This window comes from Candidatus Synchoanobacter obligatus, assembly GCF_024259865.1.
GTDB classification, from domain to species: Bacteria; Pseudomonadota; Gammaproteobacteria; order Comchoanobacterales; family Comchoanobacteraceae; genus Synchoanobacter; species Synchoanobacter obligatus.
In genome coordinates this window covers 677,182-696,604 of the sequence record NZ_JAKUDN010000002.1, presented here as the reverse complement: position 1 = coordinate 696,604, position 19,423 = coordinate 677,182, and the positions used below count along the sequence as shown (strand labels likewise).

15 protein-coding genes are annotated in these 19,423 nt (G+C 40.7%); 6 read left to right on the top strand and 9 right to left on the bottom strand.

From position 1 onward, the window contains the following. The 4 genes from MKS91_RS05205 to MKS91_RS05190 form a co-directional block, all read right to left on the bottom strand. Positions 1-736: leucine-rich repeat domain-containing protein (locus MKS91_RS05205; protein ID WP_258569778.1), on the bottom strand; the 736-nt coding region annotated here is incomplete at its 3' end. Between the two features lie 390 nt (positions 737-1,126). Next, positions 1,127-2,248 (bottom strand): leucine-rich repeat domain-containing protein, encoded by a 1,122-nt coding sequence (locus tag MKS91_RS05200; protein ID WP_258569777.1) that lies wholly within the window; start codon positions 2,246-2,248, stop codon positions 1,127-1,129. Between the two features lie 389 nt (positions 2,249-2,637). Beyond that, the gene (locus MKS91_RS05195) at positions 2,638-3,681 is read right to left on the bottom strand and encodes a leucine-rich repeat domain-containing protein (protein WP_258569776.1); all 1,044 of its coding nucleotides are present in this window, start codon (positions 3,679-3,681) and stop codon (positions 2,638-2,640) included. 104 nt (positions 3,682-3,785) lie between these two features. Beyond that, positions 3,786-4,772, bottom strand: coding sequence for a leucine-rich repeat domain-containing protein (locus MKS91_RS05190; protein ID WP_258569790.1), 987 nt, complete (start codon positions 4,770-4,772; stop codon positions 3,786-3,788). 491 nt (positions 4,773-5,263) lie between these two features. Between MKS91_RS05190 and MKS91_RS05185 the strand changes: the two genes are divergently transcribed. The 3 genes from MKS91_RS05185 to MKS91_RS05175 all read left to right on the top strand — a co-directional run bounded on the left by MKS91_RS05185 (position 5,264) and on the right by MKS91_RS05175 (position 6,505). After that, positions 5,264-5,425, top strand: coding sequence for a hypothetical protein (locus MKS91_RS05185; RefSeq protein WP_258569775.1), 162 nt, complete (start codon positions 5,264-5,266; stop codon positions 5,423-5,425). 149 nt (positions 5,426-5,574) lie between these two features. Next, positions 5,575-5,901, top strand: a complete 327-nt coding sequence (locus MKS91_RS05180) for a hypothetical protein (RefSeq protein WP_258569774.1) — start codon at positions 5,575-5,577, stop codon at positions 5,899-5,901. A gap of 130 nt (positions 5,902-6,031) precedes the next feature. Beyond that, positions 6,032-6,505: a hypothetical protein gene (locus MKS91_RS05175; RefSeq protein ID WP_258569773.1), complete on the top strand. Its 474-nt coding sequence runs from the start codon at positions 6,032-6,034 to the stop codon at positions 6,503-6,505. Positions 6,506-6,565: 60 nt separating this feature from the next. Here the strand turns inward: MKS91_RS05175 and MKS91_RS05170 are convergent, their stop codons facing one another. Next, positions 6,566-6,784: a hypothetical protein gene (locus MKS91_RS05170; protein WP_258569772.1), complete on the bottom strand. Its 219-nt coding sequence runs from the start codon at positions 6,782-6,784 to the stop codon at positions 6,566-6,568. 275 nt (positions 6,785-7,059) lie between these two features. Then, positions 7,060-7,464 (bottom strand): hypothetical protein, encoded by a 405-nt coding sequence (locus MKS91_RS05165; protein WP_258569771.1) that lies wholly within the window; start codon positions 7,462-7,464, stop codon positions 7,060-7,062. A 773-nt stretch (positions 7,465-8,237) separates the two neighbouring features. On the opposite strand from MKS91_RS05165, the gene MKS91_RS05160 reads away from it, so the two are divergent. Then, positions 8,238-9,803 (top strand): APC family permease, encoded by a 1,566-nt coding sequence (locus MKS91_RS05160; protein ID WP_258569770.1) that lies wholly within the window; start codon positions 8,238-8,240, stop codon positions 9,801-9,803. A 30-nt stretch (positions 9,804-9,833) separates the two neighbouring features. Here MKS91_RS05160 and MKS91_RS05155 read toward each other — a convergent pair whose 3' ends face one another. Next, a complete protein-coding gene (locus tag MKS91_RS05155; protein WP_258569769.1) occupies positions 9,834-12,779 on the bottom strand; it encodes a hypothetical protein in 2,946 nt (981 codons plus the stop codon). Positions 12,780-13,004: 225 nt separating this feature from the next. Between MKS91_RS05155 and MKS91_RS05150 the strand changes: the two genes are divergently transcribed. Beyond that, entirely contained in the window at positions 13,005-14,804 is a 1,800-nt protein-coding gene (locus tag MKS91_RS05150) for a hypothetical protein (RefSeq protein ID WP_258569768.1), read from the top strand. A 57-nt stretch (positions 14,805-14,861) separates the two neighbouring features. Next, positions 14,862-16,979 (top strand): SF1B family DNA helicase RecD2, encoded by a 2,118-nt coding sequence (gene recD2, locus MKS91_RS05145; RefSeq protein ID WP_258569767.1) that lies wholly within the window; start codon positions 14,862-14,864, stop codon positions 16,977-16,979. Positions 16,980-17,001: 22 nt separating this feature from the next. Here recD2 and MKS91_RS05140 read toward each other — a convergent pair whose 3' ends face one another. Beyond that, positions 17,002-18,117, bottom strand: a complete 1,116-nt coding sequence (locus MKS91_RS05140; protein WP_258569766.1) for a tetratricopeptide repeat protein — start codon at positions 18,115-18,117, stop codon at positions 17,002-17,004. Between the two features lie 14 nt (positions 18,118-18,131). Then, positions 18,132-19,247, bottom strand: a complete 1,116-nt coding sequence (locus tag MKS91_RS05135) for a tetratricopeptide repeat protein (protein ID WP_258569765.1) — start codon at positions 19,245-19,247, stop codon at positions 18,132-18,134. Positions 19,248-19,423: the final 176 nt, after the last annotated feature.

Here is a 19,423-nt window from a genome sequence, read left to right as displayed (position 1 = left end):
CCGCAAAGGCTCCTTTACCAATACTCGTCACACTATCTGGGATATCTACGGATGTTAAGCCTGAGCATTTGTAAAATGCCCTCTCACCAATACTTGTCACACTATCTGGAATCRCCACAGTAGTTAAACTTGAGCAGCCATTAAATGCCCTATCACCAACACTAGTCACACTATCAGGAATCGTCACAGATGTTAAGCCTACGCACCTCCAAAATGCCCCACTACCAATACTCGTCACACTATCAGGAATCGTAACTTGAGTTAAGCCTCTACATGCATAAAATGCATAGCTGGGAATACTCGTCACACCCTTCAAAATAGTAACAGATGTTAAGCCTTCGCAGGCCACAAAGGCACCATTACCAATACTCGTCACACTATCAGGAATCGTAACTTGAGTTAAGCCTGTGCAGTAACTAAACGCCCATTCACCAATACTCGTCACACTATTTGGAATCACTACAGATGTTAAACTTCTACAATACCTAAATACCCACTTACCAATGCTCGTCACACTATTTGGAATCGTGACTTGAGTTAAGCCTGAGCAACAATTAAATGCATCATGACCAATACTCGTCACACTATCTGGGATAGTAACAGATGTTAAGCCTGAGCAGCCATTAAATGCCCAATCACCAATACTCGTCACACTATCTGGAATAGTGAAAGCTGTTTCATCAGGGTTTAAACTACATTTAAGTAGTATGTTATTTTCTATTTGTAATTTAGCCATAATTTCATCTATATTTACGATAGGCTTACCATACCATATAAAACAAGGTATAGCAACAAAAGCGTGGATATTCAATGCTTAATTTGTGTAAATCTGTAGTGGTCCTATAACAAGAAAAGGTCTGCTGAAGGCTGTAAAAAGTTACTAGTTCATGGCAACAGGAATGATTTTAGATGCATTACCATAACAGTACTTATTAAACCATATACCATGATCATTAGGTCTAGCATATTATTTCTTATAAATTCTCTCTTCCCTGTCTACCTATACGTGCCTACCACTATAAGTCCTTTGTTTCATCTACACCGGCTTAAAATCTTCTGATTAGCTTCTTAATGAATCGGTTGGTGATTGGTTTCTTCTATATGCATATTGTTATACCGTTTGTATTTATTTCATGTGCAAGACTCGCGTACTCCAGTCCTGCTTTAGTTTATCCATAGCCGTATTATAAGAAGTAACAGCCGCGTCCTGATTCTCATAACTACCAATTAATTCATCTTCATCTAGTCCTATCTGCGTTGTGGTAATATCTCGCTTTGGAAAATACTCCTGGTAATAGAAGCAGGCGATTACAGTCCACATTTCAGGAGGCAGATGTGGCAAAGTATTACCGGGCATATCATGTGGTACAAGCTGTTGTCTGCTGGCTATTATAACTTCAATTCTTCTTTGTATGAAAAGCAAAAGAGCACAAAAACGTTTGGCATAAATATTGCCACTTTGAGCAACTTTTTTACTTAGATCTATTGAAACTGCTTCCCTTATAAGTTGAAACCCAGCCTTAGGCAAAGTGTCTAGTGCATTTGGAGCTACATATTCTTCATCCTCATAATCCCAAATCCAAAAAGACTTTTGTAAGGCAGAGAAGGCAATACATCCAGGTATGCACAATGATTTCAAACCACTGCAACCCTCCAACGCGCCCTCACCAATGCTCGTCACGCTATTTGGAATCTCAATTGAAGTTAAGCCTTTGCAGTCGCCAAATGCCTCTTCACCAATACTCGTCATACTGCCTGGGATAGTAATTTGAGTTAAGCCTGTGCAGCCCTTAAATGCCGAATTACCAATACTCGCCACACTATTTAGGATCGTGACTGAGGTTAAACCTGTACAGCTCCCAAATGCCTCATAACCAATACTCGTCACACTTCCTGGTATCGTAACTTGAGTTAAGCCACTGCAGCCCTTGAAAGCGCCTGCACCAATACTCGTCACACTATCTGGAATCGTGACTTGAGTTAAGCCAGAGCACTGATCAAATACCAAATCACCAATACTTGTCACACTATCTGGAATCGTAACAGATGTTAAGCCTGAGCAACTCCAAAATGCCCCATTCCCAATACTCGTCACACTACCTGGGATAGTAACTTGAGTTAAGCCTGGGCAGTATGCAAATGCAAGAGTATCCATACTCGTCACACTATCTGGAATAGTGACAGCTATTTCACCAGGGTTTACAATACATTTAAGTAGTACGTTATTGTTTATTTTGAATTCAGCCATAATTTCATCTATTTTTACGATAGGCTTACCATACCATATAAAACAAGGCATAGTAACAAAAATATGTATATTCAATATTTTATTGGTGCAGATCTGTAGTGATACTATAACAAGAAAAGGTCTACTGAAGTCTGTAAAAAAGTACCAGCTCATGGCAATAGGAATGATTTTAGATGCATTACCATAACAGTACTTGTTAAACATATACCATGATCATTAAGTCTAGCATATTATTTCTTATAAATACTCTCTTTCCTATCTACCTATAACTGTCTACCACTATAAGTCCTTTGTTTCATCTACACCGGCTTAAAATCTTCTGATTAGCTTCTTAATGAATCGGTTGGTGATTGGTTTCTTTTATATGCATATTGTTATACAGTTTGTATCTACTTCATGTGCCTAACTGGCGTACCCCAGTCCTGCTGTAGTTTATCAATAGCCGTATTATAAGAAGTAAGAGCCGCGTCCTGATTCTCATAACGGCGCTTTAATTCCTCTTCATCTAGTCCTGCCTGCGTTGTGGTAATATCTAGCTTTGGAAAATACTCCTGATAATAGAAGTTGGCGATCATAGCCCACATTTCAATAGGCATATGCGGCAAAGTATCATGTGGCACATGCTGCTGGGGAATAGGTAATGGATATTCAATTCTTCTTTGAATGAAAAGCAAAAGAGCACAAAAATGTTTGGCATAAATATTGCCACTTTGAGCAACTTTGTTACTTAGATCTATTGAAACTGATCCCCTTATAAGTCGGAACCCTGACTTAGGCAAGATCTTTGATGCTTCTGGAGCTACATATTCATCATTTTCATAATCCCGAATCCAAAAAGACTTTTGTAAGGCCGATAAGGCAGTAAATCCAGGTATGCACAATGATTTCAAACCACTGCAACCCTCCAATGCGCCCTCACCAATGCTCGTCACGCTATTTGGAATCTCAATTGAAGTTAAGCCTTTGCAGTCGCCAAATGCCCCTTCACCAATACTCGTCACACCCTCTAGAATCTCAACTTCTGTTAAGCTTGTGCAGCTCTTAAATGCCCAACCACCAATACTCGTCACACTATTAGGGATCACAATGGAAGCTAAGCTTGTGCAGTACTTAAATGCCCAACCACCAATACCCGTCACACCCTCTAGAATCTCAACTTCTGTTAAGCTTGTGCAGCCGCTAAATGCTGAATAACCAATACTCGTCATACTATTTGAGATCGTAACTTGAGTTAAGCCTGAGCAGTATGCAAATGCAAGATCACCCATACTCGCCACACTATCTGGGATAGTAACTGATGTTAAGCCTGTGCAGCCATAAAATACACCATCACCAATACTCGTCACATTATTTGGGATAACTACGTCAGTTTCTCCTTCTTCTAAAGTACACGTTATTAGCAACCCTGCTTCATTCATATTAAACATAGCCATTATTTTTCTCCGTTTTTTAAATTTTTGCCCAATACAATAACCATAGTCAATTCCCCCTCAAAATGCTATATCTACATTTTATTACACTTTATGGTTAAAACCCTCTATGTACATCGTATACTGACATGCAAAGCAGAGACAGCAACTACTATAGCACCAAGGATAATCACTGAGTCAACAGATGTATCTTTTGTTTTTTCTAATCTAACTTGTGTATCTTCGCTATCAACCATGTTAAATGACTGTTTATATTGATCTACCCTCTTTCTCTCATCATCTGTAAGCAGCAAGGCATCAGAACTAATAGGCTTTACTTTTTTAGGCACAGGTTCAATATAGACCCAACTCATTATTTCAAGCCATATCTCAGGAGGTAATGTAGGAAGTTTAGCTCCTGACCTCTCACCAAATAATTTAGCAAATACTCCTTGCATGACCCACGTACCTTTAGTGGACATAGGAGAGGCTATTTCTTCAGCATTATTAATTCTAGCTATCCTTTCGCCACAAAGAAACAATAGTTTAGCAAATTGCATGGTTCCCTTTCCCTTAATGCTATTAGGAAAGTATCCTTTATCAGTCCATGACTCCTTTCTTGTAACTATTGGCTCAACTTGAAATTCAGTAACACTTGGTAATACCCTCCTTAATCGATCAAGATCAAGCCCAGCAGCAATTTGTATTGCTCTAATATTAGTGCACTCCATAAATGCCTCATCACCAATACTCGTCACACTATTTGGGATCGTAACGGATGTTAAGCCTTCGCAGCGAGCAAATGCCGCTCCCTCAATACTCGTCACACTATCTGGAATAGTAACTGATGTTAAGCTTGTGCAGCGAAAAAATACTTCATAACCAATACTCGTCACACTATCTGGAATAGTAACGGATGTTAACCCTGTGCAGCTCCAAAATGCCCAACCACCAATACTTGTCACACTATCTGGGATAGTAACTTGAGTTAAGCCTGCGCAGACCTCAAACGCACCCTCACCAATACTCGTCACACCCTCTAGAATCTCAACTTCTGTTAAGCTTGTGCAGCCGCTAAATGCTGAATAACCAATACTCGTCACACTATCTGGAATAGTGAAGGCTGTTTCATCAGGGTTTAAACTACATTTAAGTAGTATGTTATTTTCTATTTATAATTTAGCCATAATTTCATCTATTTTTACGATAGGCTTACCATACCATATAAAGCAAGGTATCGTAATATAAACATGTATATTCAATATTTAATTGGTGTAGATCTGTAGTGATACTATAACAAGAAAAGGTCTACTGAAGTCTGTAAAAAAGTACCATCTCATGGCAACAGGAATGATTTTAGATGCATTACCATAACAGTACTTGTTAAACATATACCATGATCATTAAGTCTAGCATATTATTTCTTATAAATTCTCCCTTTCCTATCTACCTATACGTGTCTACCATTATAAAACCTTTGAAATATCTACTTAAAGGACTGAATAATTGACTTTTTTTATGGCTTGTGGTACTATATGATAATGAGAATAAATATGAAATAAAAGCAATTATCTCTAGTTTGTTATTAGTGTTATCGCCACACATTATGGCAGGTGCACAAACAAATAAAGCAATTATTAACGACTTTAGTCGAGGTATTACTATTGGCATTGAGTCATTAAAAATCAGTGTACCTAAAAATATGGTTCTTCAAGATGAATATAATAGCCAAGGTTCAGATCTTGTATTTCAGTCTAAGAGCAATTAACCTACCACAAAGAATCTGGAAGTGTATCTACAACGTCTTATATTGCAACAATTGAAAAAGAACTGCGTCAGAAGCATGATAATGTTACAATCCATGGCAAAAAGACCAAGCACTACAATCATAAAAAACATTCATTTCAACTAGAACAAGTGACATTTTCCTATTATAACAGCAACCAGCCAGAAGCCGTTACGATCACCTGTATTGCTAATTCTACGCAATTAGTAGCTGTGAAAGCAGCAACAGCACAAACTTCAATAAAAAGTTCCATTAAAAAGTCTCGATCTATGGCTCGGCATGCGCTTTCTATTCAGAGCAGTAACTTTGGCGGGATGTTAGGTGCTGGACTCATTTTATTAGGTGGTGGTGCATTATTGGCGAACTCAATGGCAAAAGGTTATGCACAAGTGGTGACCAAAGCATATACGCCATTATTGGATGCAGTAGTTAAATCGGCCACTGTTGCTGTGCTTTAATTCATTAGGAACTACGAAAACTGCCCTCTTTAACTTTACAAGTCCATTATATTTTATTATAGCATGGTAAATTACTAATAATAAGAGATAAATTATATCAAGAACAAAAAAAACAAAATTAATAAAACAAGTGAGCGCCCATATTGAAGTTTTTAAAAAGCGCTCTGCAGTTGCTAATGCAACGTCTTTTCCTAAGCTTCTTGAAGCAATGAAGACATTGATTGAAGCAAAATTAGCCACTGAGTCATTTCAGTCCCTCCATTGGAATTTATCTTCTATGCAAAGTAATGATCTGCCAAAATATTTGCAGGGTCTTTCAGCAGAAGCGTATATTAGAATGCTCGAGCTACCAGAATATAAGCGACAATTCATTGCTCATAAGATTAAAAAGATTAGTGCCACTAAGCGTAAGATATCTAATATTTCTCAGATAGGACAGAATCAGCCGCAGAATATGGAGATCAAAAAACTACAATGCAAACTAGATGTTGGTTTTGCAGCAGAGAGGGTTTTAAGTTCTTTTAGAGTGGTTAAGAGTGATGTTGCTAGTGAGAGATCTGCACTAACAGAGCAATCTAAAGAGCCGGGGCTAGTAGCATTATAATACAGGATTTTGTGCAACAATGGTTCCTGAGGGCTATGTCGTTATTTACACCTTTTTTATCTAGGGCGACAGCGGTTTTACCGAATCGGTTTTGTGAGCGCTCGCCGTCGCATCAGATGCTTGGACTTTGCTTGTGCCATATGTATACTGTTTCCCATTTATCGCAAAATAACGAGGGAAATGCTGTTCAGCTAGTCTACCTCCTGGGAACAACTTTTGATCTTCCGTAGCTGTTTCTTTACTTTTTTCTAAAGTGTTACTTGCTGCCTTGCCGTCCATGATTGTCTCCAGGTTTATCTATATTAACATATATATTGTTATGCCTCAAATTTCCTGCTGATTTTGAGCACAGGGAGTAAAAAAACGGCTTTATAATGACAGATACACATATGATGTCAACAGAAACTATCACTCGTATTCAAGATATCATCTAGTGCCTGTAATTCTACCTAGAATATCCATTAGAGTAATATTTAGCACAGGCTGTCTCAAAAAAGTCATCGCTAAACTGCACGCTTGCTCACACAAGAGGTAAGCAAGCGATTGATGTTGATTCAAGCCTCTAAGTGGCGACCTGATGATGACGATTCATCTATAGACTGCTCGGGAATAGAGCTTTCCGGATCACTAGCATTAGTTATTGCAAGACTGTTTGATGGAATGTTACTCGACATATAGTGGGTTACCCCGGCTAAACCTAGAGCATATGCAGCAGGAATAGCCACTGGGTAGCGTGTAATCCCACTATATATATTTTCCATGAAACTAGCCCACAGCTGCACCATAGACTTAATAGGAGCTGACGTGAAAAGTATAGCATTCATAACGGTTAAAATTGAAGATGTTAGCCAAAAATGCCCATTATAATATTCAAAGTAATCATTCGTCACATCGGGTTCTTTTTCTGCTACCTTCAAGTGGTCATTTACATCACTGATTGTCTGTGTTATTTCTGTCAATTTCTTTGTGTGCTGTACTAACAATGATACTATCTGCTGAAACTAAGTCAGAACCCTACACTTGTAATTCAGCATTTATATTATTTTGGTCACTTCTAGCAAAAACATTCAATGTAGAAAAGCTCTTCAATCGCTGGAAAATCGTAGCGAAAAACCCCTTTTTCTCGCCAACATGCGCACTGACATTTTAATGTATTGATTATTAGTAGCTCTAGCCTCTTTCAGCAAACTTGGATTATTAATAATAACCCTATTTGCATTTTCTTTCCTGAGGAAGATATGCAATACCTCAGATCTCCTTGCTTTATGGTCTCAGAAAGATCTTATATTGTGACCTCTTTTGTTTGTTTTGCCCTTTTCAAACGTATAGCATTAGCAATATCACGATTCTCGTTCTTAGTCGCTAACTCATATGCATTCTAATTATTTTGGATCTACACACCCAGGGGGTGCCCGTTTCTACAGCACAGTAGAGTGGGGTATTGCCATCAACCGGAGTATTAACCCTGTCTGCTATTATTAGAGCGTTGAGTTTCGTTGGGGATTTGTCATTTCCTATCGATACTTGCTTTATTGCATCAAAGATATTATCTGGCTCACCTGGCGGAGCTTTCTCTTTTTTTACGTACCTTTTTAGAGCGCAAGTTTTCCTATTGACAGAAATTTATGATCTTTTCGATCGATCTTGTGCAAATCCTTTTTTTACCATATTAATCAATTGATATAAGAACTGAGATATGTCATGATGAACATCATTTCTATTTGGGTTTGCAATGCCTTCTGCATTAAAAAAAGACATTAGTTCCGTTGGGCTTTTATTTACATCTTTAAGCTGTATGATTGGATCTGGCTGGTTATTAAGCTCCATCGTTGCTGCAAAACTTGCAGGACCTGCTAGTATTCTTAGCTGGTTTTTAGGTGGCATACTGATCGCATTCATTGCCATTTGTTTTGCAGAGCTATCAACCGCATTCCCTGTTGCAGGCGGTATCGCCCGCTATGGCCAGTTTAGCCATGGCTCCTGTGTCAGCTTCATTATAAGCTGGCTAGCATGGCTTTCGTGTGTGGCAGTAGCACCTACTGAAGCTAGAGCAATTTTACAATATGCTTCGCGTTTCTTTGAAGGACTTACTTATAAAGCAGGTAATACAATCTTATTAACAAATACCGGTATCCTTTCTGCGATTATCATCGTTTTCCTCCTGTCTTGGATTAATATCCGAGGCATTAAAACCATGATCAAATATAATAATGTACTCACTATATGGAAAATATCAGTCCCACTGTTTGTATTGGGCACACTGGCCTTTAACCGCTTTGAAACATCAAACTTTACCGAGTCAGGATTCATGCCTTATGGTATAGAGGGTGTGTTTCAAGCGCTATCATCAACCGTAATATTTTCCTATCTAGGATTTAGAGAATGCACATCACTAGCAGCAGAAGTAAAAAACCCTCAAAAAGCCATTCCCATTGCATGTATCGGTTCAGTACTATACTGCATGGTCTTTTATATGTTTATGCAAGCAGTGTTTGTGGGTGCAACAGACAGCAGCATGTTTGCTAATGGCTGGACCAACCTTAGCTTTAGCTATGATGCAGGGCCTTTTGCTGGATTGGCTATTGCACTTGGACTTCACTGGCTTTCCTCTCTCATCTATATCGATGCAGTTATTGCTCCTACTGGTGCAGGTTTGGTTTATACTGCCACCACTTCAAGGCTGATGCTGGCCATGAGTCAAAATGGCTTCTTACCTGGATTTTGTGCAAAAATCAGTGAGGCAGGCGTCCCACGAAATGCCATCATCATCAATGGTGTTGTTGGGGTTATCCTTCTTGCACCCTTTGAAGATTGGGTGGCATTGGTCAAGTTCCAATCAAATGCTATTGTCCTGGCTTATGCGATTGGTCCGATTGCCTTGGTTGCGCTACGAAAGCAACTACCCAACCACCCACGACCGTTTCAGCTACCCTTAGCAACGCTATTCTCTACAATCACACTATTCATTTGCATGATGCTCATTTACTGGTCAGGCTGGGACACCGTTGCTCCTCTTCTTATCAGCGTTGGCATAGGTCTGGTTTTGTTTGCCTTGACAATGGGTGCCAAGGACATAAAACATGCCCTGTGGCTTATACCAAAACTGTTACTGATTGGCATTGTGAGCTACCTGGGTAATTACGCAGGAATGGGCATTCTCACGATTGCTCAAGAAACCAGCATACTCTTGCTAGGAAGCATTGGAGTTCTTTACTTAGGCTTCAGATCTCGCCTTGATCAATCCATGACCCAACACTACCTACAAGACACGTCACAACAATACGAAGATGCCATTTAAATGGATGTTAGAACCTCACTCTAGTCATTTCTATTTTCCTTGTTTTTTCATAGCCCCTGGGCTTCCAGGAGGCGACTCGTAACCTTCATCATCTTTTTTAAGCTGTTTAGAAAGCACCACGGCGTTCCAATCCAATTTATTTCTAACAACAGCATTAGCAGGTCGGTCATACCCTTTTGCTACAGCCTCCAAGAAACCATTCATGATGGGTACAATTGTACCCATCTTCAGTGATGACAACTCAAGACCAATCTGTGTTTTGTGTTCAATTACTTTATCAAACGAGATTTTTGAGTCATTCGTTTCAGGATCGACTCTAATCATCAGATCTTGTACTTTGGTTGTTGTTAGCTGGAACCTATAAACATTTAACATTGCATTGGCATACGCAGCCAAAGCAAAAACTGCTGGTACTGCTATTATCATAGCTGGTATTGCAGGAGATACTGCTGCTGCTACCGCAGCGATCAACGTTAACAGCAAAAAGAGTCCATGAGCACTCTTCATATTCAGCAAGGTTTCAACAACAGCTACCATGGTTAGCCCTTCACTCTTCTCTACAACACTCTCTTGGATGCGCTGTGCACGTTCTCCACCGAATGAGCCAAATACTTGTCGGACTTTGCTTATAACATAATCCTTTCTTGAATCACTAATTCGACCGTCCTGACGAAACGCCCGAGACAAATCTAAAAACTGATTAAGCTGGCTGATCTGTTCAGAGCCCTCTGAACCAGGAGCTTTGGGATCGATCAATTGAGCCAATAACTGTTTTACAGACCCAAGATTAGCATCATTTAAGTTTGCAAATGGATAAATACACTCTTCAACCAGACAAACCATCATATCCTCATGCGTCTCTTTGCTTGAGATGGTTGTAATTCCGCTATAAAACTTTGCCAATGCATCAACTGTATCATTACCTAAATGAACCACTCCGGTCAGTGCTGAGCGAAGCCTGGTTTCTTTAGTCATTTCTCCAGAAGCCGCCGTCATAAACTGAGTTAACAGATAAGAAACATTACCCAAATGAGCATTAGACATACCGGCTATATCCGTTAGTACACGGCCAGAAGCATCTAACATGCCTTCCGGCAAGTAACTCTTGACCAAATCATATAACGGCGAGCCAGCCAAGGTTCTTCTAGCATTATCAGAAAGATTTGAATATCCTTTTGCCATGTTAGAAAGATGACCAATAAAATCTGAATAATTTGCAGTATCTGAAGACTTACTTAGCTCTGCAGAGAAGCTATCTGAAGCATCTTCCCCATGACGAATCATGATGGCCAACTGGCCAACATCCGCTGCTTCAAGCTTTGAGAATGCATCAATACTGTGCTTAACAGTATCCCCTAAGTTTAAGAGATCGCTGCATAATAGATCTTTCAACGATGTCTTACTGGCGACATGAATAGCACGCAAATCTTCCGCATCAAAGGCCTCACCATCTGGTGTTGCCAAACGCTCTGCGATGTCAATTACCGCATCAATATGAGCAAGCTTTGCTTCACTCTGGTAATCTGATCCACGAAACGCTTTACTCAAATCAATAACATTATCTACTATAGCTGCATGAGCTCCACCATGTGGGTCAATCAACAATGCCAAAGAATCTTTTAAAGTAACAATTTGAGCATCATCCAATGCCGCCAATGGGTAGATACATTCAGCTAACACGTGCCTTGCCATGTCTGAATTTGACTCTGTGTGCTCAGAGAATGCCATAATACCTTTATAGACCTCTGCCAATACATCCAATGATGCTGGATCTATTTTTGAAATACCCTCAAGCCCTGCACGAAGACGACGCTCTTTAGTGATCATACCAGCAGGTGCATTCATCAGGCTATTTAATAAATATGCTATATTCGCAACTTGACTCTCATCAAACTGTGAAATATCTCGCAGGATACTATCCGTAGCACTGCCCAACCCCTCAGGCAAACAACTCTGGACCATGCCTATAGCTTGCATCTGCGAAATTCGACTACCACTTAGAATTTTAGCATACGACTTTGAAGTTGTATAAATTTGCCCAACCAATCCTCTATAGTCGACACTTCCCTGCTCCAGATTAGGGAAACTTTGTTTCAATTTGCCTAATTCGCCTACCAAAGCACACAAATGATTCAAATCCTCACCAGGCGCATCTGCAATCAGCGCTATATCTTCTATGATGCTGGTAGTCCCTGCATTACCAACAAATGGTAAGTAATTCGCTGGAAGCTTCACTAGCTCTTGAAGAAACTCACGACCACCTTCACTAGTGATCAACCTCAATGCATCTTGCAAGTTTTCCAGATCCAGCGAGTCAAACTGACCGTTTACAACGGCTACAAGATCTCGGTGTGAACGGTTAAACGACTGATTGGCTTCTTCAGAAGTTCTTATGCGTGCTTGCCACTGTTCTAGCCCATCATTAGCCTCAAGCAAGGAGGCATATCTTTTTTCATTTTGATACGTTCTAACACCTTCTAATATGTATTTAAGGGCTAAAGATGCCGCTGATTCTTCTTCAGAACCCTCGTTAACAGCCCATAACAGGTTGGGTACAGACCCCCAATCTACATGGCGCGTGTATCTAGTAGAAACGGCTTCTGCACCAGCACCAAATACACCACCAATGGCATCTGCAGTATGTGAAAAAAATCCTGATACTTGATTATAGGCCCCCGTCAAACGAGGTGACTCAAAGCGACCAAATAACCGGCCACCGAAGCGTGAAACTCCAGCATGCATGAGTGTGCCAGCACCTGAAACCCCTCGGCCCGTAGCCTCTGCGACATTTGAAAACGCGTAGCCAACACCGCTAACCGCATACCCACCAGCGTCCAGAGCTGAATCAGACAAAAAATTACCCGCTACCCTGGCCAACAAACCAGCAGAAATGGATTCTATAGACTCGCCAGCCGCCATTTTCTTGGCTATTGTTCTTACAAGCCAGACTTTACTGTCATTTAGCTCTTTTTTCATCTTTTAACTCTATAATCATTATGAATTTATTTTAACACTTATTTTTCTAAAAGTCAACTCATTTCAACCCTTTAGCTAGGTCTCTTATAATGCATAATTGCTAAAAAACAGAAAAAAATTTTAAATACCTAGATTTACATATACCTAAATAACATATAGAATAATTGAATCTAGACTACTGGACCTAATGTGCAAGACTATGAGCTTACTCATCACCATTACCCTATGCTGCTTCATAAACATGTCAGCTCAGAGTCCATTAAGCAACAAGCAGATGATCCCATCTCGCCTATAGGGGATGCTCATGATGCTGCCGCAGCAAACACGAGCACTTTTGAAGAAAAACCATCAGATCTAACGTCTCATCTATCACTGCCTGTATTGAACCAGCCCTGCTCACTGATTCAGTCCAACAGAGATAGTGGCTTTCATTTTAATCGAGTCTTTATATTCGATGATGCGCCAAACAAGGGCACATTGATATTAGCTTTCCACAATCCTGGCATCGAGTCCACCACGACAAAACATCATATCAGTCAGCTTGAAGGCTGTTTATCACAGATCCGCGAACTGCCTGATTTTCTCGCAACGGAATATCACAACACCGATGGCAACATCACGTCATATCTTACGACCATATTCCCTGCTAATCCCTCTCCAGATGCTTTAGATCTGGAAGCCTCTATCCCTGGCAATTATACCGTTTACTTTAAGCTGCCCCACCGTCGCCACCAAATCATTGAAGCGTTCTTTTCAAAACATGCCTCTATTGTTAGCTATAGCAAGAGAGCCTTAGATGCCATCACAAATACTCCTATAGGCGCAGGAAGCCTAGATGTTGATATTAGACGAATGGTTTACCCTGACAATGCCATGGATCGTTTTAAAACAGCTTTTATGCCAGACGGATCTCCCCAAGGACTGTTTTTCGCTCACCAAAGACAAATAAATATTGCAAGCTGTCCTAATGCTAGCCACGCACTCATATTTTCAAAAGATAATAAAATCACCATTATTGAACAAACCTTTTTTATACGATCTGTACCAAAACAGCTAACTTTTGTACCTGTAACAGCATCCACATCACACCACCACAAAACCTTTGACCATGTTCTAAGTATCATACCTGCTGATGCAACAAACACCATGCATTATATTTACCCCGCTTCAGAGAACGACACCAGCATTCTTCCCCATAACTATCTCTTCTACCAAAACAACCAAATATTTTTGACCTCAACAGTTCCAATTGAAGGTCGTATAGCAATCCAAAACGACCCCAGATGGTATTATGCATTCACACAAGACAAGCGCATTCTCTTTCTCGACATTACCACGGTAGATACCTTAAGCTTGGATGCACTAAAAGAGAAACATGAGTCTGATGCACGCAAGTACCATGCGTCCAAAGGCAACTTATCACAATGCTTCTGGCATGATACCGGAGGCATACACGACAAACACACCGCAGTTTCCAATACTCAATACCAAGAACGGGTAGGAAGAGGCATTGCAGACCATCTCGGCTTAGAAGCACCTACGCGCATTCTTCCACACACTTTATTGACGGTATTTCAGCTTAATAATCAAAAAATATCACATGAAAGAACCTTACTACAAACACCAAAGCCTAGATTACTGACGTTCCATAATGGCCTTCCACTACCCCCTGAGATCTCAAAAATACCCAACACTATTGATCCGCTCATTGAGCAGTGTATCCAAAATTTTAACAACCCTCCCAAGTCCATTTCAGCATTATATTTATGTTTAGCAATCATACTATTATCTACAAGTATTCCTCTCTTTATCACAAAAGAGTTTATTGCTGCAAGTATCATCCTTGTTCTGGCGCTATGCGCATTCATTCTATATCGTTCAAATTGGTTAAACTATGTGATCCCTAGCATCAAACCCTTCAGGATAGCCACACCCACCCCTCCAGAGCCACATGCCAACATGCGCTATCACCCATATGAGGCTCAAAACGATCCCGATAATACATTTGCCTACCAAGGATTCTAATCTTGCATAATCAAGTGAACAACGTATACTAACGCCATATCTATTGGCGTATTATCTATGAAGGAATCACAAGCCCTTGAGGGTGTTTGCAAAAAAATTATCTTTCACAACCCCGACAATGGCTACACCGTCTTTGTACTACAAACCGATGACAGTGGTGACCAAACCTGTGTGGGTTCATCTCCCAATGTCAAAGTAGGCCAAACCCTACAAGTATCTGGTACGCTTGAAGATAACAAATACGGCTCTCAAGTCCAATGTGAAACAATCACCCCCATACTTCCCAAAAGCAAAGTTGGCATCATGCGCTACTTATCATCTGGGATTATCCCCGGCATCGGAGAAGGGTTTGCAAAAAAGTTGGTGGCTTTTGCAGGAACAGCGCTATTCAAAATGCTTGATAAAAACCCAACTGAATTATACGCCATTAAAGGCATTGGAAAAAAACGCCTAGACTTACTGATTAAGAATTGGCAAGACTACAGAAACGCTCATGAAGTCATGATGTTTCTACAAAAGTTCAATATTGGCCCCAAACGAGCCATGAAAATATACCAACATTATCAAGAAAAAACCCTGCATGTATTACAAACCAATCCATATCAAATTTACCAAGACATCACCGGAATTGGTTTTCCAACAGCAGATCAAATTGCCACCGAATCTGGCATCGATGCGCATGCAACAATCCGTATCATCGCAGGAATCCAATTTGTCCTAGAAAAATCCATGCAATCAGGACATTGCTACCTACCCATCTCTCAAGTTGAAACACAATTGCAAAAAGTCCTTCAATTAACTGAACTTCCAACTATTAGCAGTATATGCCAAGAACCCGTATTTCACTTAACAGAAGAAGGTTACCTTTACTTAAAACCAGCGCATACTGCTGAACGACAAATTGAAACGTCGTTGCAAATACTACATCAGAGTCGCTCTATTTGGGATAACCATTCTCTTGAGCAGTACCTAACATGGTTAAATCAACTATCAAACATTACCCTGTCTGCATCGCAGCAACAAGCCATTATTCAAGCCATACAAAGTAAAGTGGGGATCATAACGGGTGGCCCTGGGGTGGGGAAAACGACCATCACCAAGGCCATCCTCCACTTAGCCCAACAAGCAAAACTAGAAACCGTGCTGTGTGCTCCCACAGGGCGGGCTGCCAAAAAAATGGCATCATGTACCCAGTACCCTGCTAAAACCATCCATCGCCTACTCAAAATGGACCCTTCAGACAGAAAATTTTTACATAATAAAAGCAACCCATTAAAAGCAGATCTTGTGATCATTGATGAAGCGTCAATGATTGACATTTACTTAGCCAACCATCTACTACAAGCCATTGACCCACTCTCAAACGTCATTATTATCGGAGACATTGATCAGCTCCCTTCCGTTGGCCCAGGCGCTTTTTTAAAGGACTTAATCCAATTGTACCCAGCACAAACTGCAGCACTGACTGAAATATTTCGTCAAGCCAAAGACTCTCATATTATTCAAAATGCCCACCTGGTCAATGCGGGTAAGATGTTAATCCCTAACGAGCAAGACAAACTATCTGACTTTTACTTCATCGCAGAATCTGACCCTCAAAAAATTATTGAAAAAATAAAGTTTTTGGTCAAAAACCGCATTCCATCACGTTTTTCTCTAAACCCCCTAACCGATGTTCAAATCCTATCCCCTATGCACAAAGGGCTTCTTGGCACCCAAAGTTTAAATGATACATTACAAACGCTTCTCAACCCTACCAAAAGTACGCATGAACTAAAGTTCAAGGTTGGCGACAAGGTGATCCAAACCCGAAACAATTATGACAAAGATGCTTTTAATGGTGATGTTGGCTTTGTGACTTCAATTAACACTGAACATAATGAATTAACCGTCGACTATGGGGAGCAGTTAACACCGTATTTATTCAGTGAACTTGATCAACTTCAATTGGCTTATGCCATTAGTATTCATAAAAGCCAAGGGTCTGAATACCCTGCGGTCATCATCCCCATTGCCATGCAACACTATACTCTTTTAGAAAGAAATCTACTCTATACTGCCATTACCCGTGGCAAACAGCTCGTCATACTCATCGGCGAAATGAAAGCCATTGCCATGGCAATTAGAAACCAAAGCAGCAAAAAACGCTATACCAACATACAAAGCCTTGTATAATAAGGTTGTTAATGAAAATTCCTTAATCGGACCTTGCTTTTTTTGCAGCTGGCTCTCCAGCTTCCGCTTGAGCCTCTATAATTTTCTTATCTTCTATTGCTTCATCACACGCCTTATAGAGTTCACTATAAGCCTCCTTATCAGGCACAGCTTTCATATCTATTGTATTAAGTATCTCTTTTGCACGAACAGGATTCTCTTCCACACCATCACCTCTAAGATAACGACTAGCAAGATTCATAACCGAAGGAAAGTGCTGTCTTGACACCAACGTCACTAAAGCAAATATCTTATGCCTAATAGCCTGAACACGATTAGCAACATTCTGCAAAAAACCATTCGCAACCTGACTTATAAACTGCTGACACTCCCCTTTATTAACGTCACCACCTTCTCCAGAACCTAGCATAAACGCATAATTAAACATGGCATTCGCCTCGCCCTCCTCTGCCGCCTGACGATATAAATCCCGAGCTTTCACTAAGTCTTGAGGACCTCCCAGCCCATGCTGTAGCATCCACCCATAATTATTCATGGTAGGCACATACCCCTTCTCAGCCGCCTGACGATATAAACCCCGAGCTTTCACTAAGTCTTGAGCACCTCCCAGGCCATGCTGTAGCATCAGCCCATAATTATTCATGGCAGGCACATACCCCTTCTCAGCTGCCTGGCGATATAAATCCCGAGCCTTCACTAGATCTTTAGCACCTCCCAGGCCATTATATAGCATCCACCCATAATTACACATGGCAGGCGCATGCCCTTTGTCTGCCGCCTGGTGATATAGATCCCGAGCTTTCACTAAGTCTTGAGCACATCCCAGCCCATACTGTAGCATCCACCCATAATTACACATGGCAGGCACATGTCCTTTGTCTGCCGCCTGACGATATAAATCCCGAGCTTGAGCCAAATCTTGAGCACCTCCCTGACCATTCCTTAGCATCACCCCATAATTATGAGCCCCCCAAGCATCTCCCCGATCAGTTAACACCTTACTCACAGCTCTAGCCATCACATAATCCTTTGCTTGATACCTTTGCACAAAATTTTTGCTCAATTTATCTAAAACACTATTTTTTTCTACCTCGCTAATTGCTTCCCAAAGTAATCTTTCTTCAACTGTCATTACCATAATATTCTCCTCTTCTAACCAAACCTTGCTTTTTTCGCAGCTGGATCTCCAGCTTCCCCTTGAGCCTCTATAATTTTCTTATCTTCTATTGCTTCATCACACGCCTTATAGAGTTCACTATAAGCCTCCTTATCAGGCACAGCTTTCATATCTATTGTATTAAGTATCTCTTTTGCACGAACAGGATTCTCTTCCACACCATCACCTCTAAGATAACGACTAGCAAGATTCATAACCGAAGGAAAGTGCTGTCTTGACACCAACGTCACTAAAGCAAATATCTTATGCCTAATAGCCTGAACACGATTAGCAACATTCTGCAAAAAACCATTCGCAACCTGACTTATAAACTGCTGACACTCCCCTTTATTAACGTCACCACCTTCTCCAGAACCTAGCATAAACGCATAATTAAACATGGCATTCGCCTCGCCCTCCTCTGCCGCCTGACGATATAAACCCCGAGCTTTCACTAAATCTTGTGCACCTCCCTGACCATGCTGTAGTATACACCCATAACTATTCATGGCTAGCGCATACCCCTTCTCAGCCGCCTGACGAAATAAATCCCGAGCTTTCACTAAGTCTTGAGGACCTCCCAGCCCATTCTGTAACATCAACCCATAATTATTCATGGCAGGCCCATACCCCTTCTTAGCCGCCTGACGATATGAATCTCGAGCTTTCACTAGATCTTTAGCACCTCCCTGACCATTAAATAGCATCGCCCCATAATTATTCATGGCAGGCACATACCCCTTCTCCGCCGCCTGACGATATAAACCCCGAGCTTTCACTAAGTCTTGAGCACCTCCCAGCCCATACTGTAGCATCCACCCATAATTACACATGGCAGGCGCATGCCCTTTGTCTGCCGCCTGGTGATATAGATCCCGAGCTTTCACTAAATCTTTAGCACCTCCCAGGCCATGCTGTAGCATAAACGCATATTGACATGTCCCACAAGCATCCCCCCGATCAAGAAGCAGCTCACAAAATAAATGCGCTTTCGCATAGTCTTTTTCTTTTATTTTTTGAGCAGCATTAGTTCTTAACCTAGCTATAACAGTGTTTCTTTCTGCCTCTGTCATTATTTCCCAAAGTGCTCTTTCTTTCACTGTCATTACCATGGCATTCTCCTCTTTTAATCAATATCTCTTTATGACAATAATGCAACTTTATATATAGTTGTCTATGTAATGATCTTACCCTTAATAGATCTTATTACATAAAATAAATCAGAAAAATAAAGAATAAGTATTAAAATCAAAACGATATATGCGACCCAGGCTGTGTGGAATAAGAA

What these genes read in the sequence shown, in the direction of transcription:
- MKS91_RS05195 (WP_258569776.1), bottom strand. Translation starts at nt 3,681, where the DNA reads ATGGCTATGTTTAATATGAATGAAGCAGGGTTGCTAATAACGTGTACT.
- MKS91_RS05185 (WP_258569775.1), top strand. Translation starts at nt 5,264, where the DNA reads ATGGCAGGTGCACAAACAAATAAAGCAATTATTAACGACTTTAGTCGA.
- recD2 (WP_258569767.1), top strand. Translation starts at nt 14,862, where the DNA reads ATGAAGGAATCACAAGCCCTTGAGGGTGTTTGCAAAAAAATTATCTTT.
- MKS91_RS05170 (WP_258569772.1), bottom strand. Translation starts at nt 6,784, where the DNA reads ATGGACGGCAAGGCAGCAAGTAACACTTTAGAAAAAAGTAAAGAAACA.
- MKS91_RS05140 (WP_258569766.1), bottom strand. Translation starts at nt 18,117, where the DNA reads ATGGTAATGACAGTTGAAGAAAGATTACTTTGGGAAGCAATTAGCGAG.
- MKS91_RS05135 (WP_258569765.1), bottom strand. Translation starts at nt 19,247, where the DNA reads ATGGTAATGACAGTGAAAGAAAGAGCACTTTGGGAAATAATGACAGAG.
- MKS91_RS05200 (WP_258569777.1), bottom strand. Translation starts at nt 2,248, where the DNA reads ATGGCTGAATTCAAAATAAACAATAACGTACTACTTAAATGTATTGTA.
- MKS91_RS05155 (WP_258569769.1), bottom strand. Translation starts at nt 12,779, where the DNA reads ATGAAAAAAGAGCTAAATGACAGTAAAGTCTGGCTTGTAAGAACAATA.
- MKS91_RS05160 (WP_258569770.1), top strand. Translation starts at nt 8,238, where the DNA reads ATGCCTTCTGCATTAAAAAAAGACATTAGTTCCGTTGGGCTTTTATTT.
- MKS91_RS05150 (WP_258569768.1), top strand. Translation starts at nt 13,005, where the DNA reads ATGCTGCTTCATAAACATGTCAGCTCAGAGTCCATTAAGCAACAAGCA.